Raw genomic sequence first — 25,895 nt, forward strand, 5'->3', positions numbered from 1 at the left:
GACGATTCTTTCTTTCGTCGCCCGGACTTGATCCGGGGCCCCGCTTTCTTGGCCGAGCGAAGAAGAAGCGGGATCCCGGATCAAGTCCGGGATGACGAAGGGGGCTGTGCGTGGCGAGATGGACCCGGGCCGGCGCCGGGGTGATGGGAGCTTTAACATGACATTGGTGGCGGGAGCGCCCGGCGTGGTGACGCTGGGGGCGGGGGATCGTGCGCTCGCGCTGGCGGCGGTGCGCGCGGAATTGCGGGCGGCGACGATCGACGACGATGCGCTGGCGCTGGCGTTCGTCGAGGCGGCGCTGGGGCTGGCGGAGCAATTCACCGGGCGCGTGCTGATCGTGCGCGAGCTGGTGGCGGAGCTGGGTGCGGCATCCGGATGGCAGGCGCTGCCCGCCGCGCCGGTGCGCGCGATCGTCGCGGACGGCGTCGCGGTCGACATCGATGCGCAGGGCGTCGGATGGGTGAAGGGGGAGGGCGCGTTGCGCGTCACCTTTACCGCCGGGCTGGCGAGCGGCTGGCCGGGGTTGCCCGCGCCGCTGCGGCAGGGGGTGGCGATGCTTGCCGCGCATCTGTTCAGCGACCGTGCGGGGAGCGCGCCGGTTCCGGCGGCGGTCAGCGCCTTGTGGCGACCGTTCCGCAGCGTCGCGCTGGCGCAGCCGGTGCACGCATGAAGCGCGCGGTCGAGCGGGTGCGCGCGCGGGTGGTGGCGCGGTTGCGGGACGTGCTGCCCGAGGCGGAGATCGTCGCGCGGGACGATGGCGTGGAGGTCGGCGCGCGGGGGCTGAAGCGGCGCTGGGTCGAGGATCCATCGCTGGCGTGGTGGCGACACTGATGCGCGCGGCGGTGCTGGCGCGGCTGCGCGAGAAGGTGGCGGTGACGCGGGTGTTCGAAAGCGCTGCGGAGAAAGGGACGGTGCCGTTCCTGACGCTGCGCGAATGGAGCGAGATCGACTGGGGGACGAAGGACCGCGCCGGGCGCGAACTGCGCATCGGCGTAGCGGTGCGCGATGCGGGCGAGAGCGGTGCGCGCGCGGTGGCGCTGGCGGCGGACGCGCAGGCGGCGCTGCTGTCGCTGCCCGGCGTCTTGGGGTGGCGGGTGGTGACGGCGGTGCCGCTGCGCAACGTGCTGGTGAGCGAGAGCGCGGGGCGCTGGTCGGCGCTGGTCGGCGCTGGTCGACGTGCGGGTGCGGATCATGGCGGAGGATTGAGATGGCGGCGGAAAAGGGCAGTGCGTTCCTGCTGAAGGTCGGCGATGGCGCGACCCCGGTGACGTATCGAACGGTGGCGGGGCTGCGCACGACGCAGCTGAGCGTCAACGGCGAGGCGGTGGCGATCACCAGCAAGGATTCGGGCGGGTGGCGCGACCTGCTGTCGGGCGCGGGGGTGCGCTCGGTCAGCGTCGCCGCAGCGGGGGTGTTCACCGGATCGGCGGCGGAACAGCGCGTGAAGGCGAGCGCGCTGGCAGGGACGCTCGACGATTACCGGCTGACCTTCGAGAGCGGCGAGACGATGACCGGGCGGTTCCTGGTCACGCGGCTCGACTATGCCGGGGATTACAGCGGCGAGCGCAGCTACACGCTGGCGCTGGAAAGCTCCGGCGCGGTGGTGAGCGCATGAACCCCGTTCGCGGAGAAGCCGCCGTGCGGGTGGCGGGGGAGATGCTGGTGCTGCGACCGACGTTCGCGGCGCTGGTGGCGGCGGAGCAGGAACTGGGGCCGTTGTTCGCGCTGGTCCAGCGGGCGGCGGAGGGGCTGCTGCGGCTTGAGGAGCTGGTGAGCCTGTTCTGGCATTGCCGGCATGAGGCACCCCGGCCTTGACGCGCGAGGCGCTGGGCGAAGCGGTGGTGGCGGCGGGGGTCAGTGCGGCGACCCCGGCGCTCAAGGTGCTTCTGACGCAGATCCTCGCGGGGCGATGAGGAGTTTCGCCGAAGCGGCGGGGCGGCTGGCCGGGCTGGCGGGGGTGGTGTTCGGATGGCGGCCGGACGATTTCTGGCGGGCGACACCCGCGGAACTGGCGGCGCTGGTGCAAGCGTGCGCCCCCGACGCGGCGACGCCCCCCGATGCCGCGACGATCGCGGCGATGCAGGAGGCTTTTCCCGATGGATGACGAGATCGAGCGGCTGGTGATCGGCGTGCGCGCCGACACCGGCGGATTCGCGCGCGACGTGGCGGCGATGCGTGCGACGCTGGAGGGCGGATTGGGTAGCGGTGCGGAGCGCGCGGGGCGGGCGGTCGAAACTGCGCTGGCGCGTGCGGTACGGACCGGTAAATTGGGGTTCGACGATCTGAAGTCCGTGGCGCTGCACGCGCTGGGGGAGATCGCGACGGCGGCGCTGAAGAGGGGGATCACCAGCGTGCTGGGCAGTGGCGGCGGCGGGCTGGTGAGCGTGCTGACCGGGCTGCTTGGGTTGCCCGGGCGCGCGACCGGCGGCCCGGTGAGCCCGGGGCGCGCCTATCTGGTCGGCGAGCGTGGGCCGGAGGTGTTCGTACCGACGAGCAGCGGACAGGTGGCGGTGACCGGCAGCGGCGGCGCCCGCGACGTGCGGGTGGCGATCACGATCAATGCCGGTGGTGCGGCGGCGCCCGAGGCGATGGCGCGATCGAGCCGGCAGGTGGCGCGCGCGGTGCGCGCGGCGCTGATGGAGGCGGAGTGATGGGGCATTGGCTGACCGACGCGCGCGCCGGACAGGCGACGGGCGTGATGACGCGCTTCGACCCCGTATACTGGACGGTCGATTTCCCGCGGCCGATGATGGCGGCGGTGACGACGATTGCGGCCGATGCGCTGCGCGTCGATGCGGTGTTCTATAACTGCGACGATCTGGCCGGGCTAATCTGGGAGAGCGCGGACCGCCACGATCATCCGCTGCTGCGCTATGACACGGCGCGTGATTATCGCGCGTGCCGGTTGTCGTTCCGGTGGCGGTCGGCGGGGGTGCTGGCGCTGGACGCAGTCAACGGCCCGGTGCTGACGATCGAGGGGCGCGATGCGGCGGGGCAGGCGCGGGCGTGGTACGTGCGGCTGTGGAACTATGCGACCGGGACGCCGCAGGATGCGCGAATCTCGATCGACTTTGCCGCGGTGGACGGCGGGTTCCTGTTGCCCGGCGAGCGCGATCCGGTGTGGGCGGGCGACATCGACCGGATGTTCGTGTCGCTGGTCGCGCCGGGCTATGATGTCGCGGGCGGGGCGTTGGCGGAGCCGGCCGAGGCGTGGGTCGAGCTGAGCGAGATCGCGTGCGACGGCGCGGGGGCGGTGATCGACATCGGCGACGTGGTGCTGCCCGACCATGATCTGCGGATCGCGAACGGGTATGACGACAGCTATCACCTGACCCCGGCGCGATTGCTGCGCAACATGCTGCAGCTCGGCTATCGCGGCGGGATCGTCCACTACGTTGGCATGAGCCACTATTTCCGGCTGCGCGGCGGACTGGTGGAGGGCGGGCTGAACGTCGCGTGTGCGGCGTGGCACCGCGACTTTGCGGCGCGGGCGAAGGCGGTTGGTTACGACGTCATCTGGTCGCTGTCCTACGAAGTGTTCGATGCGCATTGCCCCGCGGCATGGAAGCAGCGCGCGATGGATGGCTCGCCCGCGCTGACCGGGTGGGTGCCGCCCTCGACCTTGCTGTCGCCGAGCAATGCGGCGGCGATGGCGTATCTGCGCGGGATCGCACTGGCGTTCGTGGGGATCGGCGCGGCGGCCGGGCTGGCGCCGCATTTCCAGATCGGCGAGCCGTGGTGGTGGGTGATGCCGGATGGGCGGCCGTGCCTCTATGACGACAGCGCGAAAGCGGCGTTCGCGCCAACGGCGATCGCGAGCGTGCGCGGCGCCTTGAGCGAGGCGCAGCGCGCGACGCTGGATCGTGCGGGCGTGGCGCTGGCGGCGTCGACCAGCGCGTTAGCGGCGGCGGTGAAGGCGGCGGCACCGGGGTGCACGACCTATCTGCTCGCGTACCTGCCGACTGTGCTGGATGCCGCCGCGCCCGAGATGGTGCGGATGAACCTGCCGACCGGCTGGGCGGCCCCGGCGTTCGATGTGCTCCAGCTCGAGGATTACGACTGGGTGACCGCGGGCGACACTGCGGCGAGCGCGCGGGGGACAGCGGTGGCGGGGGCGCGGCTCGGCTATCCTATGACGGCGCAGGATTATCTTTCCGGCTTCGTGCTGCGCGGTGCGGATCGCGCGCAATGGGCCGCAATCGTGGCGGGGGCGGCGCAGGCGCGCGGGGTGGCGCGGGTCTATTTGTGGGCGCTGCCGCAGGTGCTGCGCGACGGGCTGGTCTATTGGCAGGAGGAGGGCGCGGTGGAGGCGTTCGACGATGTGATGTTCCCGCTGGCGCTGGGGCGCGAGGCGGAGGTGACGCCGACCTTCTCGACCGGCGTGACGACCAGTGCGGGCGGGCGCGAGACGCGCAGCGCCGGCTGGGCGGAGGCGCGCACGCGCTATGACGTCGGGCCGGGGGTGCGCAGCGAGGCGGATGTCGCGGCGCTGCTGGCGTTCTTCCGCGCGCGGATGGGCGCGGCGCGCGGGTTCCGGTTGCGCGATCCGTTCGACTGGCGCGCGGCCGGGGAGACGATCGGGACGGGCGACGGGGTGACCCGGCAGTTCGCGCTGGTGCGGCGATATGGCGCGGCGACGCGGCGGATCACGCGGCCGGTGGCGGGGAGCGTGCGCGTCTACGTCGACGGTGTGGCGACGACCGGCTTCACTCTGGCGGCGGGTGGCGTGGTGACGCTGGATGCGGCAGCGGCGCAGGGGGCGGTGGTGGCGGCTTCGTATGAGTTCGATGTGCCGGTGCGCTTTGCCGAGGATCATCTGAGCGTGACGCGTGCGACCTATCTGGCCGGGGCTGCGCCCTCCGTGCCGCTGATCGAGGTGCGCGAGGCATGAGCGATCAACTGCTGACGCAGGCCTTGTGCTGGCGGGTCGAGCGGCGCGACGGGGTGATGCTGGCGCTGACTGACCACGACCGCGATCTGGTGGTGGACGGCGTTGCCTATCGCGCCGCGCCGGGGATGGTGCCGTCGGCGATCGTGCGAAGCGAGGGGCTCGACGCGGATACGATGGAGGTGAGCGGCGCGCTGGGCACGGGTGCGTTCCGGCGCGACGACCTGCTCGCCGGCCGCTGGGACGGGGCGCGGGTGGTGATCTGCGCGGTCGACTGGAGCGATCCGGCGCGCGCGGCGATCCCGCTGGGCGAAGGCCGGATCGGCGAGGTCGAACTGGACGAGCATGGCTTCACCGCCGAGTTGCGCGGGGGGCAGGCGCAACTGGAGCGGCCGGCGAACGAGACGACGTCGCCGGCGTGTCGCGCCACGCTGGGCGATGCGCGGTGCCGGGTGGCGATGGCACCGCGCCGCCGCGTCGCGCGGGTGGTCGCGTGCGCGGGGGTCGCGGTGACGCTGGATGCGGGCGAGCCGGTCGCCGATGCCTATGGCGAAGGGGTGCTGCGCTGGTTCGGGGGCGCGAATGCGGGACTGACCAGCGCGATCGAGCGGTCGGCGGGGGCGGTGCTGACGCTGCGGGCGACGCCGGTGTTGGCGGTCGCGCCTGGTGCGCTGGTCGAGGTAACGGAGGGGTGCGACCGGCGGCTGGCGACGTGCGCGGCGCGCTTCGCGAACGTCGTCAACTTTCGTGGCGAACCGCACCTGCCCGGGATCGACCTGCTGACGCGCTATCCCGGCGGATGACGGGGCCGGCGTGCGAGGGCGGCGAGCGGGTGCTTGCCGCCGCACAGGGGTTGGTGGGGGTGCGCTTCCGGATGCAGGGGCGCGATCCGGCGCGGGGGCTGGATTGCGTCGGGCTGGTTGGTGTCGCGTTGCGGCGGGCGGGCGCCGATCTGGCGGTGCCGCGCGATTACGCTGCGTCGCGTGGGCGGGTTTCGTTGGGGGCGGTGCCGCCGGGCCTTACCGCGTGTGACGGCGCGGCGGCGGGGGATGTGCTGTTGTGCCGGGTCGCCGCGACCCAGCTGCATCTGGCGGTGCGCGCGCACGACGGGATCATCCACGCCGATGCGCTGGCGCGGCGTGTGGTCGCGCGGCCGGGGCCGGTGCCGTGGCCGATCGAGGGAGCGTGGCGCTGGACGCCGCAGGGAGGGTGATATGGCGACATTGGTGCTGACCGCGGTCGGCAGCGCGGTCGGCGGGCCGGTGGGCGGCGCCGTCGGCGCGTTGCTGGGGAATGCGATTGATCGCCGCGTGCTGGGGCCGGTGCTGACGCGGACGCGTGCGGGGCCGCGGCTGACCGACCTGAAGGTACAGACGTCCTCGTATGGCACGCCGATCGCGAAGGTCTTCGGGACGATGCGCGTGGCGGGGTGCGTGATCTGGGCGACCGACCTGATCGAGACGCGCAGCGTGATGCGCGGGGCGAAGGGGCGTCCCGGCGTCGAGGGCTATCGATACGCCGCCTCGTTCGCGGTGGCGCTGTCGGGACGGACGATCGCCGGGATCGGGCGCTTCTGGGCGGACGGCAAGCTGTTGCGCGGGGCGGCGGGCGACTGGAAATCGCCGGTCACGATGAGGCTGTATCGAGGCGACGAGGCGCAGGCGCCCGATCCGCTGATCGCCGCGCTGGAGGATCACGCGCCGGCGTATCGGGGAACGGCCTATGCGGTGTTCGAGAACCTGCCGCTGGAGCCGTTCGGAAACCGCATTCCGTCGCTGAGCTTCGAGGTGATCGGCGACGCCGCCACGCCGACGATCGGTGCGATCGCGGGGGCGCTGGGCACGGGTGCGATCGTGGGGGCGGGGCCGCAGGTGACGCTGCCGGGCTATGCGACCGGGGGGGAGAGCGTTGCGGGTGCGCTGGAGATGCTGGCGACCATTGCGGGCGGCTGGTTCGTGCCCGCGGGCGGCGCGCTGCGCTTTGCGGATACGACCGACGCGCCCGTAACGGTGGCGGCGGATGCGGCGACGAGCGAGCGACGGCAACCGATCGAGACGGTGCCGCAGCGGGTGCGTGTCTCCTGCTACGATCCGGCGCGCGATTACCAGATCGGGGTGCAGCAGGCCGGACGGCCCGGTGGCGGCTGGCGCGAGGAGGCGCAGGAGCTGCCCGCCGCTTTGGCGGCGACGCAGGCGCGCGGTCTGGCGCAGGCGCTGATGAAGCGCGCCGAGCGGGCGCGTGTGACCCGGCGGGTGACGCTGGACGCGACCGCGATCGGCATTGCGCCGGGCGATGCGCTGCGCTTTTCCGGCGAGCGTGCGACATGGCGGGTGACGCGCGTCGAGGTGAGCGGGCGGGGGGTGGTGTTGTCGCTGACGCCGCCGGGGAGCGCGTCGGAGCCGGGCGCAGCGACGGTGCCGGCCGATGCGGGGCGCGTGCTGGCGGCGCCGGATCGCCCGGTCGCGGCGACGATGCTGGTCGCCGTCGAACTGCCGCCGCTCGACGAAGGACGGGGCGAGACGCTGCGGCTGGCGGTGCTGGCGAACGGCGACGCGCCGGGGTGGCGCGGGGCGGCGTTACTGACCAGCGGCGACGATGGCGCGTCCTGGGAAGAGGCGGGCAGCACGGCTGCGCCCGCGATCGTCGGGCAATTGGCGGCGGCGCTGGCGTCGGGAACGGAGTGGCTAGTCGACCACCACGCGACGATCGAGGTGGTGCTGGCGCATGATGCGCTCACTTTGTTGTCGATCGACGACGCCGCGCTCGACCGCGGCGGCAACCTTGCGGTGCTGGGCGAGGAGTTGTTCCAGTTTCGCGATGCCGAGCAGATCGGGCCGCGCCGCTGGCGATTGTCGACGCTGTTGCGCGCCCGGCGCGGGAGCGTGGCGCAGGCGCACGCGGCGGGGACGGCGTTCGCGCTGATCGAGCGCGGGTGCGTGGCGACGATCGCGCTGCCGCGGGCGCAGGTCGGCGACACGATCCGGCTGCTTGCCAGCGGGGTTGGCGATGCCGAGCCGGTGGCGGTGTCGATCGCGGTGACGGGTGCGTCGATCGCGCCGCCGTCGCCGGTGCGGCTGCGCGCGCTTCGGCGCGGCGACGGCGACGTGGATGTGCGCTGGGTACGCCGTAGCCGGCTCGGATGGCGGTGGGGCGACGATGGCGACGCACCGCTCGGTGAGGAACGCGAGCGTTACCGCGTGACGATCGGCGATGCCGGGGACGTGCGGGTGATCGAGAGCGATGCGGCGGGCGTCACAGTGCCCGCGACGATGGTGTCGGGGGCCGCCGCGCAGGTGACGGTGCGGCAGCTCGGCACGCTGGCGGCCTCGGCCGCGGTCGGCGGCTTGATAGAGGGAGAGTGACGATGAGCGACGAGGATAGCGCGCGGCTCGGCCTGCCGCTGCTGGCGCCGGGGCAGGCGCAGAAGGAGATGTGGCATAACGAGGCGTTGGCGCTGCTCGACATTGCGGTGCAGGCCGGCGTCGAGGAGATCGACCGCAATACGCCGCCGGCCACACCGCAGCCCGGGCAATGCTGGATCGTGGGCGCTGCCCCAACCGGCGTCTGGAGCGGGCATGCGGGGGCGATCGCCGGATGGACGTCAGGCGGATGGCGGTTCGTCGCGCCGCGCCCCGGCCTGGCCGTACGCCATCTGCCGAGTGGCCACACCGCGATCCGGGAGGCAAACGGCTGGAAAACCGGGGACGTGCGCGGCGCGCGGGTGCTGATCGATGGCCTGCAGGTGGTTGGCGCGCAGGGTGCGGCGATCATCGTGCCGACTGGTGGTGCGACGATTGACGGCGAACTTCGTGCCTGCGTCGAAACGATCCTGATTATGCTTCGGAAGCATGGACTTATCGCGGCCTGACACCGGTATGCGCGTCGATTTCCGTGTGGCAATTGCGCCACAGTGGGCGGTATTTGTCAGCTTGTGACGAAACCATCCTTCCGATAGTGAGTTTGCGCTGTCCGTAGTGACACCAAGGAAAGGGGATTATGATGCGTAAGCTTGCCATGATCATGGCGCTTGCCTCCACCGCCCTCGCCACGCCCGCGCTCGCGCGCGACAAGGCGTGGTATGTAGGCGTTGAAGGCGGTGCGATGATCGTCGAGGACATCGACTGGAGCGTCGTTGGTACCGCGACGAGCCGCAGCGGCACCGCCACTGTCGATCACGACTATGGTTGGGACGTCGACGGCGTCGTCGGTTACGATTTCGGCGCGTTCCGCCTCGAAACCGAAGCCGGCTACCGCCGCGCGAGCGTCGACAGCCTCCGCACCACCGCGGGCGTTCCGACCAGCGGCGCGACCCAGGCGAACCCGGGCACCTATGATGGCGTCGGCGGCCGTACCACGGCCCTGAGCTTCATGGTCAACGGTTTGCTGGACTTCGGCGAAGACGACGGCCTGCAGGGCTTCGTTGGTGGCGGTGCGGGTGTTGCCCGCGTCCAGGCCCGCATGTCGGCGCCGAACGCCTATCGCTTCCTCGACGACTCGGACACCGTCTTCGCCTGGCAGGCGCTGGCCGGTATCCGTGCGCCGCTGAGCGAGAACGTCGACGTTTCGCTGAAGTATCGCTTCTTCAACGCCGACAACGTCAAGCTGTTCGATGCGCGTGGCAGCTCGTACGACGGTCGTTTCCGTTCGCACAGCCTGCTGGGTGGCGTGACGTACAACTTCGGTGCTCCGGAAGAAGCGGCTCCGCCGCCGCCGCCGCCGCCGCCGCCGCCGCCTCCGCCCCCGCCGCCGCCGCCTCCGCCGCCGGAAGTGGTCTGCTCGCCGGGTCCGTTCATCGTGTTCTTCGAGTGGAACAAGTCGGACGTCACCCCGGAAGCGGCGTCGATCCTCGACAACGCGGTTACCCAGTACCAGAGCTGCAACAACGCGCAGGTCATGCTGGCGGGCTACACCGACACCTCGGGTTCGGCGAAGTACAACGTGGGCCTTTCGCAGCGTCGTGCAGACGGCGTGAAGGCGTACCTCGCGTCGAAGGGTATCCCGGACGGCGTGATGACGACCGAAGCGTTCGGCGAGACCAAGCTGCGCGTCGAGACCGCCGATGGCGTCCGCGAAGTGCAGAACCGTCGCGTCGAGATCACCTACGGCCCGGGTTCGGGTCAGTAAGGTCGATCACTTCGGTGACCGAAAAGAGGGAGGTCGGCGCAAGCCGGCCTCCTTTTTTTGTTGGGTGGCGGGTCGCGTGCGAGCTTGGAGGGCCGGCGGCTTTGATCCGGACAATCCTCCGGATCGTCGCCGAGGATAGGTACCCCTTCGTCCCGGCAATCGCCGTCATTGCGAGCGTAGCGAAGCAATTCAGAGCCGGACCAGGACGCCCTGGATTGCTTCGCTACGCTCGCAATGACGGAGTAGGGGCTTAGCTCAGGGCGCCACCGGCGTCGGTTCCGATCGCCGTCGCCAGCCACTCCGGCACGCGCGCTTCGCCGAGCGTTTCGACGCGGCGCAACGTCACCATCAGGCCCAGTGGCCGATAGACCGAGCGCTTACGCGTATCGCTCTCGTCGATTGGGGCGACGACAAGCCGTCGCCGGACCTTGTCGCGGTGATGCATCCGCGCGGTGTTTTCCTGTCCGACGTAACAGCCCTTGGTGAAGCTAACCCCGTTCAGCTCGCGCGCATTCGCCTCCAGCCACAGCGTCTCGCCCGATCCGAGGTCCGCGACGCCCTCGGCGACGCCGAGCGACAATCGATGTGCATCCCAGTCCGTCGCGGTCGCCGAGGGCGGCGCGATCCAGCGCGCGCCGAGCGCCGCCAGTCGCGGGTCGGGTGAGCGGTCGGAAGCGTCGCGTGTCCAATGCACCGCCAGCGCATCCTCGCGCGCGATCGTGATCGCCCGGCGCAGGCGGTACATCGTCAGCCGGCGCGCGATCGCCTCACGCTGCTCCCGCTCGACGTCGAGCAGGATATCGTCGCCGTCCGCCCAGACGATCATGTCGAACAGCGCCTTGCCCTGCGGGGTCAGCAGCCCCGCCCAGACCGGGAGCGCGCCCGCGACATCGTTGGTCAGCAAACCCTGAAGGAAGCCGCGTACATCCTCGCCGGACAGCCGCAGCAGCGCGCGGTCGGCCAGCATCGTCGCCGGGGTGGTATCGTCCATGACGCCAAGGTAGGGAGAGCGGCGACCCCGCGAAAGAGCCGGAAAGGGCTGACGATGGCGACCTACGATCTCCTGTTGACCGGTGGCACGGTGCATACGCCGGGCGGCCCCGTCGCCGCCGATGTCGGCGTGCGCGACGGGCGGATCGTCGCGATCGGCGCGCGCGGCGATGCGGGGCGGACGATCGACTGCACCGGGCTCGACATCCTGCCGGGCGTGATCGACACGCAGGTGCATTTCCGTGAGCCGGGGCTGGTCCACAAGGAAGACCTCGCCACCGGCAGCGAGGCTGCGGTGATGGGCGGTGTGGTCGCGGTTTTCGAAATGCCGAATACCAAGCCGAACACCGATTCGGCCGAGGCGATTGAGGACAAGCTGACCCGCGCCAAGGGGCGGATGTGGTGCGACCATGCCTTCTACGTCGGCGCGACCAACCACAATGCGCGCGATCTGGCGGAGCTGGAGCGGCTGCCGGGCACCGCGGGGGTGAAAATCTTCATGGGCGCGTCGACCGGCGACCTGCTGGTCAGCGAGGACGCGCGGCTCGCCGAGGTGCTGGCGAGCGGGCACCGGCGCGTCGCGATCCATGCCGAGGACGAAGACCGCATGAACGCGCGCGCCGGCGAGCGCATCGAGGGCGATCCGTCGTCGCATCCGGTGTGGCGCGACGACGAGAGCGCATTGCTCGCGACGACGCGTATCCTGCGGCTGGCGCGCGCGGCGCGGCGGCGCATCCACGTCCTGCACGTCACCACGCCTGCCGAGCTGGAACTGCTCGGGCAGAACAAGGACATCGCGACCTGCGAGGTGACGCCACAGCATCTGACGCTGGCCGGCGAAGAGGCCTATCCGCGGATCGGGACGCTGGCGCAGATGAACCCGCCGATCCGTTCGGGCGCGCATCGCGACGGCCTGTGGCATTGGCTCAACCAGGGCGTGCCCGACGTGATCGGCTCCGACCACGCGCCGCACACGCTTGAGGAGAAGAACAAGCCTTATCCGGCGAGCCCGAGCGGGATGCCGGGCGTCCAGACGCTGCTGCCGCTGCTGCTCGACCATGCCGCGCACGGCCGGCTGACGCTCCAGCGGGTCATCGAGCTGACCAGTGCGGGGGCGCAGCGGATTTTCGGATTGACCGGCAAGGGGCGGATCGCGGCGGGATATGATGCCGACTTCACGATCGTCGACCTCAAGAAGCGCTGGACGATCGAAGAGCGCTGGCTGCGCTCGCGCGCGGGCTGGTCGCCGTTTACCGGCATGGAGCTGACCGGCAAGCCGATCGGAACGATCGTGCGCGGTCAGGTGGCGATGTGGGAGGATCAGCTCGGCGACGCGCCGCAGGGCGCGCCGATGCGGTTCGAGACGACCGGCTTCCCCGGCGGGCGCTAACGCCCGCCGGTCAGGCGCGCGTCAGAAGGGAAGCCACTTCGAGGTTTCGGTGAACTTCATATAGCCGACGTTCACCCCCGCGCGCCATCCGACGCCCAGCCGGACGGGGATCAGCACGACATTGCCCTTGCGCAGATAGGTCGCGGCGAACCCACCGACGAAGTACAATCGGCCCTCGGCGCCCGGAAAGCGCGTGAACAGATCGTGCGAATCGTAGAGGTTGTAGACGAGCACGAACACCTTGTTGGCATCACCGCCGACGTCGAAGCCGACCGACGGCCCTGTCCAATAGACGGGGCGCTGTCCCTCGACCTTGTGGGTCATGATCCCCGAGCCATAGCGGACGCCGAGGATGAACGCGCCCGACGCCTCACGCCCGGCGATATAGGCGTTGGGCTCGCCCTGATCCTTCAGGATGTTTTCGATGATCTGCGCAAAGCCTTCCGCACCCTTGCCGAACACGCCCTCGCCCGCGGCGATCAGATCGTCGCGCTTGTAGGTGGAGGCAGCGGTGGTGGTCGCGTCGGCCCGCACCTCCGATCCAGTGGTGGGTTGGGCCTGTGGCGCGGGCGCGGGCTCCTGCGGCGGCGTTGCGGGAAGCGGCCGGGCCGGCGCGGGCGCCGTCGGCGTGCGCACGGTGCGCGACGGCGGGGCGGTGGAGACATCGCCGTCGATTGCCGCATTGGGATCGATCGTCCGTACCTGCGCCGCAGCGCCAAGCGGCGCGCCAACGAGCGCGGCGATCAGCATCGCCGCCCTGATGCTCCGTTGTGCAATCCGCTTCATGCCTGCCCCCTCGATCATCGTGTTGTTATAGGCCGAGCGGGGCTGTCGCGGCAATGAACGGCTCGACGACCGGAGTCGCCGGTGCGATATGCGGAAATGTTGCGCACCCGGTTGATCGCGGCGATCCCCCTCGCTATAGCCGCGCCTCACGCCGACCCGGAGACGTGGGTGAGTGGCTGAAACCAACGCTTTGCTAAAGCGTCGTACGGGAAACCGTACCGAGGGTTCGAATCCCTCCGTCTCCGCCATACTCCCGCACGCCGCGAGATCTTCTATCTGTTGATGTGGCTGCCGAACGCGGGTGGAGTCTCGGCTGTGCAATGTCCAGTGATGGTTTGAGCAAACGCAAATCGCCGGTCGAGCGCCTAGGCAGGATCGGAATTCTCGCTATACGATCGCCGAGTGCCGGAGCATCGCCTAGCCATCGTCGTCATCGGCAGAAACGAAGGCCCTCGCCTTGCGGAGTGTCTCGCTTCGGCGACGGCGGGTGTCACTGTGGTCTACGCCGACTCCGCGTCGACCGACGACAGCATCGCGGTGGCGCGCGCTCACGGCGCCGACGTGGTCGCATTGCGCCCAAACATGCCGCTGACCGCCGCTCGCGGGCGCAATGCGGGAGCGCATAAGGCGCTCGAGCTTATGCCCGATCTCGAGTTCATCCAGTTCGTCGACGGCGATTGCACGATCATGCCGGAATGGTTGCCAGCCGCGCTCGATTTTCTCACGACACGTCCGGATGTGGCGGTCGTGTGCGGGCGTCGGCTCGAGCGTCATCCCGAGCGTTCGCTCTATAATGCGATGTGCGACCGGGAATGGAACACACCGGTCGGAAAGGCGGACTCCAGTGGCGGCGACGCATTGGTCCGCGCGCGGGCGTTCGTCGAGATCGGCGGGTTCGCCGATGATCAGGTCGCGCACGAGGAACCAGAGATGTGCGGCCGGTTGCGCGCCGCCGGTTGGGAAATCTGGCGGCTGGACGCGCCGATGACCGCGCATGACGCCAATATCACGCGGCTGGGGCAATTCTATCGGCGCAGCCGTCGCGCCGGACTGGGCATCAGTCAGTGCCTCGACCGGGGCGGGGCCGGACGCGACCCGCAGGGGACGGCGATCGTCCGGCGCGCGCTGATCTGGGGCGTCGGGCTGCCGTTGGCGATCGTCGCGTCGTTGGCGGTCGATGCGCGGTTGGCGGCGGTCGTGGCGGCTGTCTATCCCGCGCAACTGCTGCGTCAGGCCGCGAAGAACCGGCGACAGGGGTGGGGCACGCGAGAAGCCGTGCGCGTCGCCGCGCTCGGCATCGTGTCCAAATTCGCCGAAGCGCACGGCGTGCTGGAATATTGGGCGGCCCGGCTAACCAACCGACGCCACCGCCCGGTCACCTACAAGTAAGGCTCGACCGCGGGGGTTACGACGACCCCCATTGCTTGCGGGCGCCGTCGATCAGCGTCATGTCGCCGACCTGCGAGATCGTGTGCAGGCCATAGCGGTAGCCGCCGTCCACCCGCGGCTCGACCCGCGCCACGACGCGTTCCTCGAAGCCGGTCTCGCTCAGCGTCAGCACTTCGTTGATCGATACGGCGCTGCCATAATGGGTCGAGCAATCCTGCGCCGGGCGATACAATCGGCCCTCGACCACAAACGGCGTGCCGGCCGGACGCGCGCTTCTGACGTCAGTCTTTACCGGATTGAGCGGATGCGCCTGCCACGGCCCGGCGAGGCTGTCGGCATGGAAGACGAACAGATCGGTGTTGTGGGTGGCGGTGTCCTTGGTCGCAAACGCCCACTTTTTCCCGCCCCAGTCGACGAAGCTCGTGTCGATCAGCGGCGCATCGGGCAGCATCGTCGTCTTGGTGGTCACCTCGCCCGCCGGGCTGGTCGCGTAATGCGCGACGTCGCGGGCCGCGGCATGCTCCGGGACGAACCCGGCCACGCCATCAAGCTCCAATGTGAACGGGTAGGAGAGATGCGTTCCCGTCTCCAGCACCGTCCGGGCATCACCGAAGCTACCGTCGGCGTACGTGGCGGTGGCGATTTCGCCACGGTTCTTTCGCCAGTCGAGTCGCTCGAAGAACAGGCGGATGGTGCCGCCAGGTCCGATCCGCTGGCCGAACGGGTCGGCGTAGAATTCACCGCGCGGCGGCTGCATCCACCGGACGCTGCGCAGCGCCTGCGCCTGCCGCTCCGCGCCCGCCAGGCCCGCCACGTCCGCGATCGGCGCGGCGATTACGCCGCAGGTCCAATCCTGCCGGAAAAAGCGATAGGTCACTTGCGTCGCGACGAACGCGCGGAGCGTCTTCCAGAGGAAGCGCAGCATCGCCGTGTTGTTCGGCTGACGATAGATTTTGCCCTTGCCGTGACCGGCCGGCGCAGTGGGGAGACGCCCGGTGGCGAGAACGGCGGCGCAGGTCGTCCGCACCCACGACGCGCTGCCGAGATAGAGAGTGTCGCGCGTCTTGACGTAGGAGGAGCGGTTGGTCTGGAACATGCCCCGCCAAAGAATCCTGCCGCCATCCAGTTCGTCGCTGAGCACCTGCAGAATGCTTCCGGCGACCGGCGATCCCTCCGCCAGCTCCCAGAAGCCGGGCGGCTGGCCGCGATACCGTGTCGGATCGCCATGATGAAACGACCAGACGCCGTAGGTGGGCAGCGTGAGGATCTCGCCGCGCACGATGCCGTAGCTGAACCGGAGCACGAAATCGGGCGCCAGCGCGCGGACGAAATCGAGCGTGGTGTCGCTCAAGGCTTCGCCGAACTTGCCCTGCTTGACCGGGGTATCGCGACATTGCGGGACGTCGGCGAACACGTCCGACAGATCGACGCGCGCGATCGCGCGGCTGCGGCGGCGTGTGTAGAAGCGGTCGAAGACGCGCCAGATCGCCAGATGACGCGCCTGCCAGCGCCGAGCCCAGCGGCGGCTGTTGTCCGGCGGCGCGTCAGCCGCGCGGATCACCACCCCGACGGGCACGGCGACGCCCGCATCGACGGCTTCGGTAATGCTGCGTGCCTGCCATTGTTCGAAGTCGAGACCGTCGCACAGGACGACGAAACGAAGAGGTGGCGGCTGCATGCCCGGTTCATGGTCTGAAACGGTCGCATAGTCGATGTCGAAATTGGCCATCGGCAAGCGCGCCGGGCGAAGCGATGCAGGCCGCGCGCGGCGGTTGAAGGGCTTCCGCGCAAACGTCCGACCTTCCTTGTAAACAGGGGCGAAGCCGTTAAGCCTTTGGGGCAAAGGCGGCCTTCGGCGCGCGGACATGGTGGGAGAGTGAAGATGCGACTGGGTATCGGCATCGCGGCGGCGCTGGTGATGATGGCGCCGGGCGTTGCGCTGGCGAAGGACAACAGCCTGACCGCCGCGGAACGTGCGCAGGGCTGGAAGCTGTTGTTCAACGGGCGTGACCTGTCGGGTTGGGGCGCGTTCGGGGGTGGCCCGGCGCCCTCGACCTGGACGGTGCGCAACGGGACGCTGCTGCTGACCAAGGCCGACGGCAAGATGAGCGGGACCGATCTGGTCACCACCGATCCCTATGGCGCGTTCGAACTGACGCTCGACTGGAAGGTCGAGAAGGGCGGCAACAGCGGGGTGCTGTATCTGGCGCGCGCCGTCGATGGCGCGCCGCTGCTCTACCAGACCGGGCTGGAGATGCAGGTGCTTGACGACGCAGGGCATTCCGATGGCAAGATCCCGACGCATCGCGCCGGATCGCTGTACGACATGACGGTGCCGCCGGCCGGCGTCTCCAAGCCGGCGGGCACGTGGAACCATGCGCGGCTGCTCGTCCAGAACGGCCGGATTCGCCAATGGCTTAACGGTACGCCCACCGCCGACGTCTCGTACGGCGACGACGCGTGGCGGCAGCGGGTGGCGGGGTCGAAGTTTGCGAAGATGCCGCACTTCGGCACCTTCGACAGCGGGGTGATCGGGTTGCAGGATCACGGCGAGCCGGTGGCGTTCCGCAACATTAAGTTGCGCCGCATCGGAGCCTCGGCAACCGGGGGCGGCGAGTGACAAAAGCAGCGCCGAAGTTTGCGGACACCCCCGTCGATGTGATCATCGTTGGCTCCGGCGCGGCGGGCGGGATGGCGGCCTATACGCTGACCAAGGCCGGCGTGCGCTGCCTGATCCTCGAGGCCGGGCGCGATTACGATCCGCAGGCCGAGGTCAACATGTTCGCGCCCGAGAGCGACGCGCCGTTGCGCGGGACCGGCACCGCCGACAAGCCCTTCGGCTATTTCGACGCCACGGTCGACGGCGGCTGGCAGGTCGAGGGCGAGCCCTATACGATGACCGAGGGCAGCGATTTCCGCTGGTGGCGTCCGCGGATGCTGGGCGGGCGCACCAACCATTGGGGGCGGCATGTCCCGCGGTTCGGCGCGTATGACTTCAAACCGTTTTCGCGTGACGGGCTCGGCGTCGACTGGCCGATCGGTTATGACGACGTCGCGCCTTTCTACGATCGCGTCGAGCGGATGATCGGCGTCAACGGCGGGCCGATCGGGCTGGAGAACCACCCGGACTCGCCCGCCGGCTGCCTGATGCCGCCGCCCAAGCCGCGCGTGCCCGAACTGCTCATCACCGCCGCCGCCGAAAGCCTCGGCATCCCGGTGCGCGCGGCACACACCGCGGTGCTGACGCGCGACATGCCCGACAAGGTCGCGCCGCGCAGCGCCTGCTTCAACGCGACACCGTGCACGCGCGGCTGCACGATCGGCGCGATGTTCCAGACCACCACCTCGCTGCTGCCGATGGCCAAGGCGACCGGCAAGTTACGCGTCGTCACCGACGCGATGGTCTCACGCGTCGTGACGGGCGCGCGCGGTCGGGCGACGGGGGTCGAATATGTCGACCGCAAGACCGGGCAGCGGCATCAGGTGACGGCGCGTGCGGTGGTGCTTGCGGCGGGCACCGGCGAGACGACGCGGCTGTTGCTCAATTCGGGCGAAGCGGGGCGCGGGCTCGCCAATTCGTCGGGCCAGCTGGGGCGCAACCTGACCGATTCGACCGGCGCGTCGTTCCGCGCCTTCATCCCCGGCCTCGCCGGCCGGCCGCGCTACAATGAGGACGGGATCGGGGGGCAGCATATCTACATCCCGTTCTGGCTGTACGAGCAGCAGAAGCGCGGCGAGCTGGATTTCGCGCGCGGTTATCATTTCGAGATCGGCGGGCGGTTCGGCATTCCGGCGGAGGCGGCGCTGCCGCGCGTCTGGGGCAAGGGGCTGAAACAGGCGGTGCGCAACGCCTCGGGCGCGACGATCAACCTGACGCTGCGCGGCGAGATGATCCCCAACAAGGACACGTTCTGCGAGATCGATCCGACTGTGAAGGACAAGTTCGGCATCCCGGTGCTGCGCTTCGCGTTCCGCTGGTCCAAACACGAGGTCAATCAGGTCGCGCACGGCCGCCGCGCCGCGCATTCGGTGTTCAAGCGGCTGAACGGCACGATCCTCGATCCCGACCTGCCGCCCGAGCAGATCATGACCGCGGGCGGCGAGATCATCCACGAACTTGGCACGGCGCGGATGGGCGCCGACCCGAAATCGTCGGTGGTCGACAGCTATGGCCAGACGTGGGACGTCGACAATGTCGTGCTGATGGATGGCGCGACCTTCGCCTCCGGGCCGCACAAGAATCCGACCCTGACGATCCTTGCGCTGGCGCTGCGCGCGTCGGAGCGGCTCGCCACCCGTCTGTCGTCAGGAGCGCTGGCATGACCTTCACCCGCCGCACGACGCTGCAATGGTTCGCCACCGCGACCGCGTTGTCGCTCGCCAACCGCGGTGTCGCCGCTGCCGCCGTGTCGCAGGCGGCCGGCGCGGCACCGCCGTTCAAGGTGGTCGACTGGCCGGCGAGCGTCGCGCCGATGCTGGCGGCCAAGGGCTATGGGCGCGATCCCGATCTGACCGCGCCCAAGGTGCCGTGGCCGCTGACGCTGACCAAGCCGCAGCGCGCGACGATCGACATGCTGGGCGACATGATCCTGCCCGCCGATGGCGCTTCGCCGGGGGCAGGGACGCTGGGGGTGGGGGCGTTCATCGACGAGTGGATCAGCGCGCCGTATTCGCAGCAGCAGGAGGATCGCGTCAAGATCCTCGCCGGGCTGGCGTGGTTGGATGCGCAGAGCCGCGTGCTGCATGGCGGCGACTTCGCGGCGGGGACGGCGGCGCAGCGCGCGACGTTGCTCGATGCGTTGACGGTCGAGACACCGAGCGCGGCGATGGCGCAGCCGGTCGCGTTCATGGATCGGTTGCGCAACCTGTTCGTGCTGGGCTTCTACAGCCTGCCCGAAGGCAAGGCGGATATGGGCTATATCGGCGACCAACCGACCGAGGGGCCGTATCCGGGGCCGACGCCCGAAGCGCAGGCGCATTTCGCGGCGTTGCTGGCATCGTTGAAGTTGTCGATGCCTTCGTCATCCCGGGCCTGACCCGGGATCCCGCTTCGTACCTCCGGGTCGAAGGAGAAGCGGGGCCCCGGATCAAGTCCGGGGCGACGAGAGCAATAACCTACCGCGCGACGCCGATCACCGCGGTCGCGGTGAAGCCGGTAGACGGGCTGCCGGTGATCGTGGGCGTCATCTGCGCGAGTTGCGCGGTGGTGTTGTCACCGAAGACGTTGTCGCTCGACAAGGCGACGCGCGCGAAGTTCGACTGGCTCGACGGATAGGTCGTCGTATCCGCATAGGCGGTGGTGCAGCTGCCGGCCGGCATCGCGAACTGGCTGGTCAGGATCGCGTAGCGGCCGCCCAGCGCGTTCGAGAGTGTCGAGAACACCTCGAAATGCATGTGCGGCCAGCGCCCGTCATAGCAACCGGGGAAGATCGTGGTGAAGGTGACCTGTCCATTGGCATCGGTGACCTGAACGCCGCGCAAATAGCTTTCGCCCGGTGCGCTGTAGAGCGAGTAATTGCCGCTGCGGTCGCAATGCCACAGATACACCGCATAGCCGGCGAGCGGTGCGCAGGTGGCGTTCACGTTCACGACGGTGATGGTGAACGTCATCGCGATCCCGGTCGCGACGGTGGTGGTCGTCAGGAAGCTGGCACGGATGTCCGAGCGGACGATGCCGGTGCTGGTCAGCACGTTGCTGGTCGACCCCGATGCGGTGTTGGTGCCGTCCGCGGGATAGGGGCCACCGGTTTCTTGCGGATCGGCGATGCAGGTGCCGGTCGCGGTGGTGCTGGTCGGCGTGGGGGTGGGTGTCGCGGTCGGCGTGGGCGTCGGCGTCGCGGTGGTCGGCGTCGTGGTGTCGGTGCTGGCGGCGTCGCTGCCGCCGCAGCCGGTGAGGAAGGCGACGGTGCCCGCGCCCGCGAACCATTTGAGTGCACGGCGGCGCGCCATCAGCGCGTCGATCCGCTGCAGGTCTTCGGCCAAGCTGTGGCCGTGTGAATGGTCGTGATCGGTCATGGTCGAGTGGCTCCCGCTTTGCTGCGGAGCCGTTTGCCGGCACTTGTTCACGTCGATATGTCGGGGCGCTGCAACCTTGTTGCAGGGTGTTGCAAAGCGGCAGGGTTTTGGCGGACGTTGCGATTTTTACCGGGCAATTACGCCGACAATGGTAGCACCACGCGCGCCTGCGCCCCCGTTTCGCCGTTGCCGAGCGTCACCGCGCCGCCGTGCGCGGTGGCGATCGTGCGGACGATCGCGAGGCCGAGCCCGGTGCCGCCGGTCATGCGGTTGCGCGACGGATCGCCGCGCACGAACGGCTGGAACAAGCGTTCGGCGAGCGCCGGATCGATCCCCGGCCCGATGTCGTCGATCGTGATCGTCACGCGTCCGTCGTCGACCGTCCAGCCAACCGTCGCGCGCTCACCGTAGCGCATCGCATTCTCGACCAGATTGGCGAACAGCCGGCGCAGCGCGCCGCTGTCGCCGCGCACGATCGCACGCGGGCCGCCAGCGGACTCGACCGGCGCGCCGATGTCCTTGAGGTCGTAGACGAGGCTGTCGATCAGGCTGGCGAGATCGAGCCGCACCATCATCGTGGCGGCGGCATCGTCGCGCGCAAAGACGAGGGTCGCGCCGATCATCGCGCGCATCTCCTCGATATCGGCGGCGGCCTTCGCGCGCGCTGCCTCGGGCAGCCCCTCGACGCGAAACGCGAGGCGGGCGAGCGGGGTGCCGAGATCGTGCGCGATCCCGGCGAGCATCGCGGTGCGCGCCTCGGCATGGCTGGCCAGCCGGGCGTGCATCGTCGACACCGCGCGCGCGAGGTCGCGGATTTCGCGCGAGCCGCCGGGCAGTTCGGGGAGCGGGGCACCGGTGCCGGCGCGATCGGCGGCGGCGGCGAGCTGTCGCAACGGCCGGGTGATCGCGCGCGCCAGCCACCAGCCGGGGATCGACAGCAGCAGGATGGCGGCGAGCAGCGCCAGCAACGTGCGGACGTGCCAGCGCGTCAGCCACGGCGGCTGCTGGCTGCGGACCACCCACCAGCTGCCGTCCTGCCGCCAGCCGAACGTCCAGTCGCCCGAGAACGCCTCGCCCTCGCTGCGGCCGGGCTGGGTGAAGGCGCGCACGTCGGCGACGGGGACGCGCAGCGTGGCGGCGAGCCGCGTCGTGGCATCAGGGTCGGGGCGTTCGTCCGGGCGCGGGCCGGGCGGCGTGGCAAGCCGCTGACGGTGGAGCGGGACGGGGCCGTGGCGAAAGGCGCCCGACGTCATCCCGCGATCACCCGCGCCGGGCGGCATTCCGCCGAAGCCGAACGGCGGCCGTTCGCCCTTTAGCGCGCGCGCGACCCCGGTCAGGCTGCGCGGCGGCTCGAACGGCGGCGGGCCCGAGAAGGTAACCGTGAACGAGATGACGGCGGTGACCAGCACCGACACGACCACCAGCACGAAGATCGGCCGGGCGAGCGGCCGGCTGCGGTCAGCGCTGCGCGACATCGGCGGCGAACATATAGCCTTCGTTGCGGACGGTGCGGATCAGCTCGTCGCCGCCGCGCCCGTCGCTGCGCGCCAGCTTGCGCCGCAGCCGGCTGACCTGCACGTCGATCGCACGGTCGAAATGTTCGGCGGTGGGGCCGCGTGCGTGGTCGAGCAGGAAATCGCGCGTCAGCACGCGGCGCGGATGATCGACGAAGGTCATCAGCAGCCGGAACTCGCCATCCGACAGGTTGATGACCACCTCGTCGGGATCGAGCAATTGCCGCCCGATCGGGTCGAGCCGCCAGCCCTGGAAATGCTGCCACGGGCGGATCATCGCCGACTGGCGGACATTGGCGTCCGGCGTGATGGCTGCAGCCCGGCGGAGCACCGAGCGGATCCGGGCAAGCAATTCGCGCGGGTTGGCGGGCTTGGCGATATAATCGTCGGCGCCCATCTCCAGCCCGACGATCCGGTCGACCTCCTCGCCGATCACCGACATGATGATGACCGCGGGCGGCCTGGAACGGTCGAGCCCGCGCAACAGCGTCAGGCCATCCTCGCCGGGCATCATCACGTCGAGAACGATCAGCGCATAATCCTGCGTCGACATCGCGCGGCGCATCTCCGCGCCGTCCTGCGCGACGTCGACGGTATAGCCGTGGCGGACGAGGAAGTCGGCGGTCAGTTCGCGGATGTCGGGATCGTCGTCGACGATCAACAATCGCGCGGCGCGGTCCATCAGGTCACCGGCATCGAGGCAGGACTGGAGCATGACGCGCACATCGCCTGCCGACGTATCGCGCGCGTTTCACGGTTGCAACAAAGCGAAGTATGGCGCGCCCAGGGCGCCAAAAAGAAAGCGGGTGGCGGCATGTGCTGCCACCCGCAGGCGATCAGAACGAGAAGCGGACGCCCGCGTCGTAGCGGGGGCCGAAGTTCTGGTACGTCAGCAGCTGGTTGTCGAAGCGGCCGGTGGTGAAATACTTGGCGTTGAACAGATTGGTGCCTTCGACGAACACCTGCACCGCCGGCGTGACATTGACCGCGACGCTGCCGTCGAACTGCCCGTAATCGCGCACGAAGATCGGCTCGTTGCCCGAACCGCCCGCCAGCTGGCGCAGGAAGCGTTCGCGACGGTTGTAGGCGACGCGGGCCGAGATGCCGTACTTTTCGTAGAACACCGTGCCGTTCTGCGAATTGCCGATCCCTTCGGCGGCGAACGACTGACCGATTTGGTTGACGTCGAAATCGCGGTTGGTGCTGACGAAGGTCGCGTTGGCTTGAACGCCGAGGCCACTCAGGACGCCCGGCAACCAGTCAAACGTATGCACCAGGTTCAGCTCGAGGCCCTTGATCTCCAGCGACTGCGCGTTGCGCGGACGCCGCACGCTGAATTCGCCGAAGAACTGCCCGCCGACCTGCGAGATCAGACCGCCCGCCGGGAGCCGCACGCCCTGCGCGTTACCCGCGTTGAGGATCGGAAGGCGTTCGATCGCGAAGCTCTGGACGATGAAGTCGCTGATCTTCTTGTAGAAGACTGCGGCCGACAGCGTCGTCGTACGGGTGGGATACCATTCGACCGACAGATCGGCGTTATTGGCCCGATATGGCTTCAGCTCGGTATTGCCGCCGCTGGCGCTCAGCGTCGCCGGGCGCAGCGTCTCCGTGTTGAAGGTGGGCGCGAGATCGCCGATCGCCGGGCGGGTCAGCGTCTGATAGGCCGCCACGCGCGCCTGCAGCTTCGGCGTCAGGTTCAGGCGGACGTTCGCGTTGGGCAGGAAGTTGCTGTACGACGACTGACGCGACACCGGCAGACCGGACGTGCTGTTGAACACCCCGACATAGATCGTCGGATCGGTCGGCGGGTTACCGCCGGTCGGCGTCAGATCGACCAGCTGCCGCTGCTGCCCGAACGAGCTGAGCTCGGTATATTCGTAGCGGGCGCCTACGTTAACGAACAACGGCATGCTGCCAATGTTCGATTCGAGATCGATGTCGGCATAGCTGGCGTAGACCGTCTCCTTGACGCGTGCCGACGGCTGCGGCGTCGCCGCATAGCCATTGGCCCGCGCATAGCGTGCGGCGGTCGTGCCGGGCGCGAGCTTCTGCGCCGTATCGAGCGCAGAGGTAGCGGCCGCGCTGGTCAGGAAGTTCAGATAGGCGCGCGGATCGAACGTCAGGAAGGTGAGCGGCACCGATCCGCTCTTCGCGCCGAGCGAGTTCATCGTGAACGACGACAGCAACGACGGATCGGCCAGCGTCGGATAACCGCAATAGACGCAGCCGACGTCGTCCGCCGAGGTGATCGGCACGTTGTTCTTGTCACGCGTGGTGCGCGCCAGGCCGAAGCGGAACGCCTTGAGGACACCATCCACCGGCTTGAACTCGTTGTTCCAGCGATATTCCGTCACCTTCTCGGTGATGTCGTTCCCGTTAACGCCGGCGATGTGCGTGCGGCCGAGCGCCGGGTTGGTCAGCACGCCCGTCCCGTAACCGGAGGTCGAGCCGATCCCGCCGTTTTCCGCCTGCTGAAAACTGTAGGTCGACGGCGAACCGATCACTGCGAAATACGACTTGCCGCCACCGGCGTTCTTCGCGCGCGACCAGGTGGCGTCCAGCGTCATCTTGAATTGATCGGTGGGCTTCCACTCGACATTGCCGCCGGCTTCCCACGTCGTCGTTTCGCGGACTGCGCCCGACGAGATGAAGTCGGCATTGCCGTTGGTGGTCAGCGAGGTGATCGTGCGGTTCGAGTCGATCGTTGCCGCGGTGTAGCTCGACGGCTCGAACCAGCTGCCCAGCGCGCGCGTCGTCGAGTCACTCTTGAACTTGTTGTAAAGGCCGTCCACCGTGAAGGTCAGCGTGTCGCTGGCCTCATATTGCGCGACCAGCGTTGCGCCCAGGCGGGTGCGGACGTCGCGCGCATTGCCGACATCCTGGTTCCGCGGCGCGTAGACGTTGGTGAACAGCGGCTTGCTGTTCGGACCAACGGTCGTATTCGGCAGATAGCCACCGTTGCTGACCGAATCGACCGAGGCGATACGCTTCTGGTACGAGATCGAGCCGAGCAGGCCGAGGCGCCCGTCGGCAAACGTGTCGCTCAACAGCCCGAACAGCTGCGGGGTGAACTTCTCGCTGTTCTTCTCGTACAGCGCCTTGGCGGTGACGATGCCCTTGAAACCCTTCAGGTCGAGCGGGCGCGGGGTCTGGATGTTGATCGTCGCGCCGATTCCGCCGCTCTGCAACGGCGCCTGCGCACTCTTGTAGACCTGCGCACCGCTGATCAGCTCCGCCGGGATCAGGTCGAACGAGAACGAACGGTTGAAATTGTCCGAGGCGAAGCTGCGGCCGTTGAACAACACGGTGTTGAACTGCGGACCCAGGCCGCGAACAGTGACCGATTGGCCTTCGCCGTTGTTGCGGTCGATCGCGACGCCCGGGATGCGCTGCAGCGATTCAGCGACGTTGGCGTCGGGGAACTTGCCGAGATCCTCCGAGGAGATCGCGTCGAGGATGCCCGAGGAGTCACGCTTCTGCGCGGCTGAGGTGGCGATGCTGGCGCGGATGCCGGTGACCACGATGTCGTCGGCGGCGGTCTCGCTGGACGTCGCGATGCCGGTGCCCTGCGGCGGCGCGCTTTCCTGCGCGAGTGCCGGGGTGGCGACGATCAATGCGCCGATGGCGCAGCCCATACCCGCCGTGATATGGCGAAAGCCACGGGCATGCCGGTACCGAGACGTCATCCTTATCCTCCCATATGCCCGCCTTGGATCTGCGGGTTCGTAGCCACCTCTAGTAATATTATCAGACACCGGCAATATGGCCGTCAAACGTTTGCGGGTTTAGCCGCGGGGAG

The 25,895-nt window shown here is 69.3% G+C and carries 24 protein-coding genes, 1 tRNA gene and 1 pseudogene; 19 read left to right on the forward strand and 7 right to left on the reverse strand.

Going from position 1 to position 25,895, the window contains the following annotated elements:
- The first annotated feature begins 157 nt into the window (after positions 1–157).
- The 13 genes and pseudogenes from SPHPH_RS0116025 to SPHPH_RS0116085 all read left to right on the forward strand — a co-directional run bounded on the left by SPHPH_RS0116025 (position 158) and on the right by SPHPH_RS0116085 (position 10,012).
- A complete protein-coding gene (locus SPHPH_RS0116025; protein WP_051273060.1) occupies positions 158–670 on the forward strand; it encodes a head-tail connector protein in 513 nt (170 codons plus the stop codon).
- Positions 667–831 carry a hypothetical protein gene (locus SPHPH_RS21250; protein ID WP_156026056.1) on the forward strand — a complete coding sequence of 55 codons (165 nt, stop codon included), beginning with the start codon at positions 667–669 and terminating at the stop codon, positions 829–831. The genes SPHPH_RS0116025 and SPHPH_RS21250 overlap by 4 nt, the downstream gene beginning before the upstream one ends.
- A complete protein-coding gene (gene gp17, locus SPHPH_RS19980) occupies positions 819–1,241 on the forward strand; it encodes a tail completion protein gp17 (RefSeq protein ID WP_156026058.1) in 423 nt (140 codons plus the stop codon). The genes SPHPH_RS21250 and gp17 overlap by 13 nt, the downstream gene beginning before the upstream one ends.
- A complete protein-coding gene (locus tag SPHPH_RS0116040; protein WP_028967612.1) occupies positions 1,208–1,615 on the forward strand; it encodes a phage tail tube protein in 408 nt (135 codons plus the stop codon). Before gp17 ends, SPHPH_RS0116040 begins: the two co-directional genes overlap by 34 nt.
- Positions 1,612–1,913, forward strand: a pseudogene (locus SPHPH_RS19985) (GTA-gp10 family protein). Before SPHPH_RS0116040 ends, SPHPH_RS19985 begins: the two are co-directional and overlap by 4 nt.
- Positions 1,910–2,104: a phage tail assembly chaperone gene (locus SPHPH_RS0116050; protein WP_028967613.1), complete on the forward strand. Its 195-nt coding sequence runs from the start codon at positions 1,910–1,912 to the stop codon at positions 2,102–2,104. Before SPHPH_RS19985 ends, SPHPH_RS0116050 begins: the two are co-directional and overlap by 4 nt.
- Complete coding sequence (locus tag SPHPH_RS0116055) at positions 2,097–2,651, forward strand: hypothetical protein (protein WP_028967614.1); 555 nt, start codon at positions 2,097–2,099, stop codon at positions 2,649–2,651. The genes SPHPH_RS0116050 and SPHPH_RS0116055 overlap by 8 nt, the downstream gene beginning before the upstream one ends.
- Positions 2,651–4,891, forward strand: a complete 2,241-nt coding sequence (locus tag SPHPH_RS0116060; RefSeq protein WP_028967615.1) for a DUF2460 domain-containing protein — start codon at positions 2,651–2,653, stop codon at positions 4,889–4,891. The genes SPHPH_RS0116055 and SPHPH_RS0116060 overlap by 1 nt, the downstream gene beginning before the upstream one ends.
- Positions 4,888–5,691: a DUF2163 domain-containing protein gene (locus SPHPH_RS0116065; RefSeq protein WP_028967616.1), complete on the forward strand. Its 804-nt coding sequence runs from the start codon at positions 4,888–4,890 to the stop codon at positions 5,689–5,691. The genes SPHPH_RS0116060 and SPHPH_RS0116065 overlap by 4 nt, the downstream gene beginning before the upstream one ends.
- Positions 5,688–6,101 carry an NlpC/P60 family protein gene (locus SPHPH_RS0116070; protein ID WP_037488722.1) on the forward strand — a complete coding sequence of 138 codons (414 nt, stop codon included), beginning with the start codon at positions 5,688–5,690 and terminating at the stop codon, positions 6,099–6,101. Before SPHPH_RS0116065 ends, SPHPH_RS0116070 begins: the two co-directional genes overlap by 4 nt.
- A gap of 1 nt (position 6,102) precedes the next feature.
- Positions 6,103–8,250, forward strand: a complete 2,148-nt coding sequence (locus SPHPH_RS0116075; protein WP_028967618.1) for a phage tail protein — start codon at positions 6,103–6,105, stop codon at positions 8,248–8,250.
- A gap of 2 nt (positions 8,251–8,252) precedes the next feature.
- Positions 8,253–8,756: a DUF2793 domain-containing protein gene (locus SPHPH_RS0116080; RefSeq protein ID WP_028967619.1), complete on the forward strand. Its 504-nt coding sequence runs from the start codon at positions 8,253–8,255 to the stop codon at positions 8,754–8,756.
- A 131-nt stretch (positions 8,757–8,887) separates the two neighbouring features.
- A complete protein-coding gene (locus SPHPH_RS0116085; protein ID WP_028967620.1) occupies positions 8,888–10,012 on the forward strand; it encodes an OmpA family protein in 1,125 nt (374 codons plus the stop codon).
- A 250-nt stretch (positions 10,013–10,262) separates the two neighbouring features.
- Here SPHPH_RS0116085 and ygfZ read toward each other — a convergent pair whose 3' ends face one another.
- Positions 10,263–11,003, reverse strand: a complete 741-nt coding sequence (ygfZ, locus tag SPHPH_RS0116090; RefSeq protein WP_028967621.1) for a CAF17-like 4Fe-4S cluster assembly/insertion protein YgfZ — start codon at positions 11,001–11,003, stop codon at positions 10,263–10,265.
- A 54-nt stretch (positions 11,004–11,057) separates the two neighbouring features.
- On the opposite strand from ygfZ, the gene SPHPH_RS0116095 reads away from it, so the two are divergent.
- Complete coding sequence (locus SPHPH_RS0116095; RefSeq protein WP_028967622.1) at positions 11,058–12,392, forward strand: dihydroorotase; 1,335 nt, start codon at positions 11,058–11,060, stop codon at positions 12,390–12,392.
- Positions 12,393–12,413: 21 nt separating this feature from the next.
- On the opposite strand, the gene SPHPH_RS0116100 is transcribed toward SPHPH_RS0116095, so the two are convergent.
- Positions 12,414–13,178: a DUF1134 domain-containing protein gene (locus SPHPH_RS0116100; protein ID WP_037489792.1), complete on the reverse strand. Its 765-nt coding sequence runs from the start codon at positions 13,176–13,178 to the stop codon at positions 12,414–12,416.
- Positions 13,179–13,336: 158 nt separating this feature from the next.
- Between SPHPH_RS0116100 and SPHPH_RS0116105 the strand changes: the two genes are divergently transcribed.
- Together SPHPH_RS0116105 and SPHPH_RS19990 are read left to right on the forward strand one after the other, a co-directional pair.
- Positions 13,337–13,426: transfer RNA gene (locus tag SPHPH_RS0116105), tRNA-Ser, on the forward strand.
- Positions 13,427–13,580: 154 nt separating this feature from the next.
- Entirely contained in the window at positions 13,581–14,567 is a 987-nt protein-coding gene (locus tag SPHPH_RS19990; protein WP_037488726.1) for a glycosyltransferase family 2 protein, read from the forward strand.
- 16 nt (positions 14,568–14,583) lie between these two features.
- Here SPHPH_RS19990 and SPHPH_RS20570 read toward each other — a convergent pair whose 3' ends face one another.
- On the reverse strand, positions 14,584–16,245 hold the full coding sequence (locus SPHPH_RS20570) for a glucosamine inositolphosphorylceramide transferase family protein (RefSeq protein ID WP_156026060.1): 1,662 nt from the start codon (positions 16,243–16,245) through the stop codon (positions 14,584–14,586).
- Positions 16,246–16,449: 204 nt separating this feature from the next.
- Between SPHPH_RS20570 and SPHPH_RS0116120 the strand changes: the two genes are divergently transcribed.
- The 3 genes from SPHPH_RS0116120 to SPHPH_RS20000 are packed head-to-tail and all read left to right on the forward strand — an operon-like array spanning position 16,450 to position 19,603.
- Complete coding sequence (locus tag SPHPH_RS0116120) at positions 16,450–17,187, forward strand: 3-keto-disaccharide hydrolase (protein ID WP_028967624.1); 738 nt, start codon at positions 16,450–16,452, stop codon at positions 17,185–17,187.
- Positions 17,184–18,890 (forward strand): GMC family oxidoreductase, encoded by a 1,707-nt coding sequence (locus SPHPH_RS0116125; protein ID WP_202900672.1) that lies wholly within the window; start codon positions 17,184–17,186, stop codon positions 18,888–18,890. The genes SPHPH_RS0116120 and SPHPH_RS0116125 overlap by 4 nt, the downstream gene beginning before the upstream one ends.
- Positions 18,887–19,603, forward strand: coding sequence for a gluconate 2-dehydrogenase subunit 3 family protein (locus tag SPHPH_RS20000; RefSeq protein ID WP_051273065.1), 717 nt, complete (start codon positions 18,887–18,889; stop codon positions 19,601–19,603). Before SPHPH_RS0116125 ends, SPHPH_RS20000 begins: the two co-directional genes overlap by 4 nt.
- Before the next feature lie 79 nt (positions 19,604–19,682).
- Here SPHPH_RS20000 and SPHPH_RS0116135 read toward each other — a convergent pair whose 3' ends face one another.
- From SPHPH_RS0116135 to SPHPH_RS0116150, 4 genes are all read right to left on the reverse strand, one after another.
- Positions 19,683–20,582: a dioxygenase family protein gene (locus SPHPH_RS0116135; RefSeq protein ID WP_028967626.1), complete on the reverse strand. Its 900-nt coding sequence runs from the start codon at positions 20,580–20,582 to the stop codon at positions 19,683–19,685.
- A 137-nt stretch (positions 20,583–20,719) separates the two neighbouring features.
- On the reverse strand, positions 20,720–22,057 hold the full coding sequence (locus SPHPH_RS0116140; RefSeq protein WP_051273066.1) for an ATP-binding protein: 1,338 nt from the start codon (positions 22,055–22,057) through the stop codon (positions 20,720–20,722).
- Entirely contained in the window at positions 22,041–22,811 is a 771-nt protein-coding gene (locus SPHPH_RS0116145) for a response regulator (protein ID WP_028967628.1), read from the reverse strand. Before SPHPH_RS0116145 ends, SPHPH_RS0116140 begins: the two co-directional genes overlap by 17 nt.
- Before the next feature lie 121 nt (positions 22,812–22,932).
- Positions 22,933–25,782, reverse strand: coding sequence for a TonB-dependent receptor (locus SPHPH_RS0116150; RefSeq protein WP_028967629.1), 2,850 nt, complete (start codon positions 25,780–25,782; stop codon positions 22,933–22,935).
- Positions 25,783–25,895: the final 113 nt, after the last annotated feature.

Source organism: Sphingomonas phyllosphaerae FA2 (assembly GCF_000427645.1).
Classification (GTDB): domain Bacteria; phylum Pseudomonadota; class Alphaproteobacteria; order Sphingomonadales; family Sphingomonadaceae; genus Sphingomonas; species Sphingomonas phyllosphaerae.

What these genes read in the sequence shown, in the direction of transcription:
- SPHPH_RS0116025 (WP_051273060.1), top strand. Translation starts at nt 158, where the DNA reads ATGACATTGGTGGCGGGAGCGCCCGGCGTGGTGACGCTGGGGGCGGGG.
- SPHPH_RS21250 (WP_156026056.1), top strand. Translation starts at nt 667, where the DNA reads ATGAAGCGCGCGGTCGAGCGGGTGCGCGCGCGGGTGGTGGCGCGGTTG.
- SPHPH_RS0116040 (WP_028967612.1), top strand. Translation starts at nt 1,208, where the DNA reads ATGGCGGCGGAAAAGGGCAGTGCGTTCCTGCTGAAGGTCGGCGATGGC.
- SPHPH_RS0116050 (WP_028967613.1), top strand. Translation starts at nt 1,910, where the DNA reads ATGAGGAGTTTCGCCGAAGCGGCGGGGCGGCTGGCCGGGCTGGCGGGG.
- SPHPH_RS0116055 (WP_028967614.1), top strand. Translation starts at nt 2,097, where the DNA reads ATGGATGACGAGATCGAGCGGCTGGTGATCGGCGTGCGCGCCGACACC.
- SPHPH_RS0116060 (WP_028967615.1), top strand. Translation starts at nt 2,651, where the DNA reads ATGGGGCATTGGCTGACCGACGCGCGCGCCGGACAGGCGACGGGCGTG.
- SPHPH_RS0116065 (WP_028967616.1), top strand. Translation starts at nt 4,888, where the DNA reads ATGAGCGATCAACTGCTGACGCAGGCCTTGTGCTGGCGGGTCGAGCGG.
- SPHPH_RS0116070 (WP_037488722.1), top strand. Translation starts at nt 5,688, where the DNA reads ATGACGGGGCCGGCGTGCGAGGGCGGCGAGCGGGTGCTTGCCGCCGCA.
- SPHPH_RS0116075 (WP_028967618.1), top strand. Translation starts at nt 6,103, where the DNA reads ATGGCGACATTGGTGCTGACCGCGGTCGGCAGCGCGGTCGGCGGGCCG.
- SPHPH_RS0116080 (WP_028967619.1), top strand. Translation starts at nt 8,253, where the DNA reads ATGAGCGACGAGGATAGCGCGCGGCTCGGCCTGCCGCTGCTGGCGCCG.
- SPHPH_RS0116085 (WP_028967620.1), top strand. Translation starts at nt 8,888, where the DNA reads ATGCGTAAGCTTGCCATGATCATGGCGCTTGCCTCCACCGCCCTCGCC.
- ygfZ (WP_028967621.1), bottom strand. Translation starts at nt 11,003, where the DNA reads ATGGACGATACCACCCCGGCGACGATGCTGGCCGACCGCGCGCTGCTG.
- SPHPH_RS0116095 (WP_028967622.1), top strand. Translation starts at nt 11,058, where the DNA reads ATGGCGACCTACGATCTCCTGTTGACCGGTGGCACGGTGCATACGCCG.
- SPHPH_RS0116100 (WP_037489792.1), bottom strand. Translation starts at nt 13,178, where the DNA reads ATGAAGCGGATTGCACAACGGAGCATCAGGGCGGCGATGCTGATCGCC.
- SPHPH_RS20570 (WP_156026060.1), bottom strand. Translation starts at nt 16,245, where the DNA reads ATGCAGCCGCCACCTCTTCGTTTCGTCGTCCTGTGCGACGGTCTCGAC.
- SPHPH_RS0116120 (WP_028967624.1), top strand. Translation starts at nt 16,450, where the DNA reads ATGCGACTGGGTATCGGCATCGCGGCGGCGCTGGTGATGATGGCGCCG.
- SPHPH_RS20000 (WP_051273065.1), top strand. Translation starts at nt 18,887, where the DNA reads ATGACCTTCACCCGCCGCACGACGCTGCAATGGTTCGCCACCGCGACC.
- SPHPH_RS0116135 (WP_028967626.1), bottom strand. Translation starts at nt 20,582, where the DNA reads ATGACCGATCACGACCATTCACACGGCCACAGCTTGGCCGAAGACCTG.
- SPHPH_RS0116140 (WP_051273066.1), bottom strand. Translation starts at nt 22,057, where the DNA reads ATGTCGCGCAGCGCTGACCGCAGCCGGCCGCTCGCCCGGCCGATCTTC.
- SPHPH_RS0116145 (WP_028967628.1), bottom strand. Translation starts at nt 22,811, where the DNA reads ATGCTCCAGTCCTGCCTCGATGCCGGTGACCTGATGGACCGCGCCGCG.
- SPHPH_RS0116150 (WP_028967629.1), bottom strand. Translation starts at nt 25,782, where the DNA reads ATGACGTCTCGGTACCGGCATGCCCGTGGCTTTCGCCATATCACGGCG.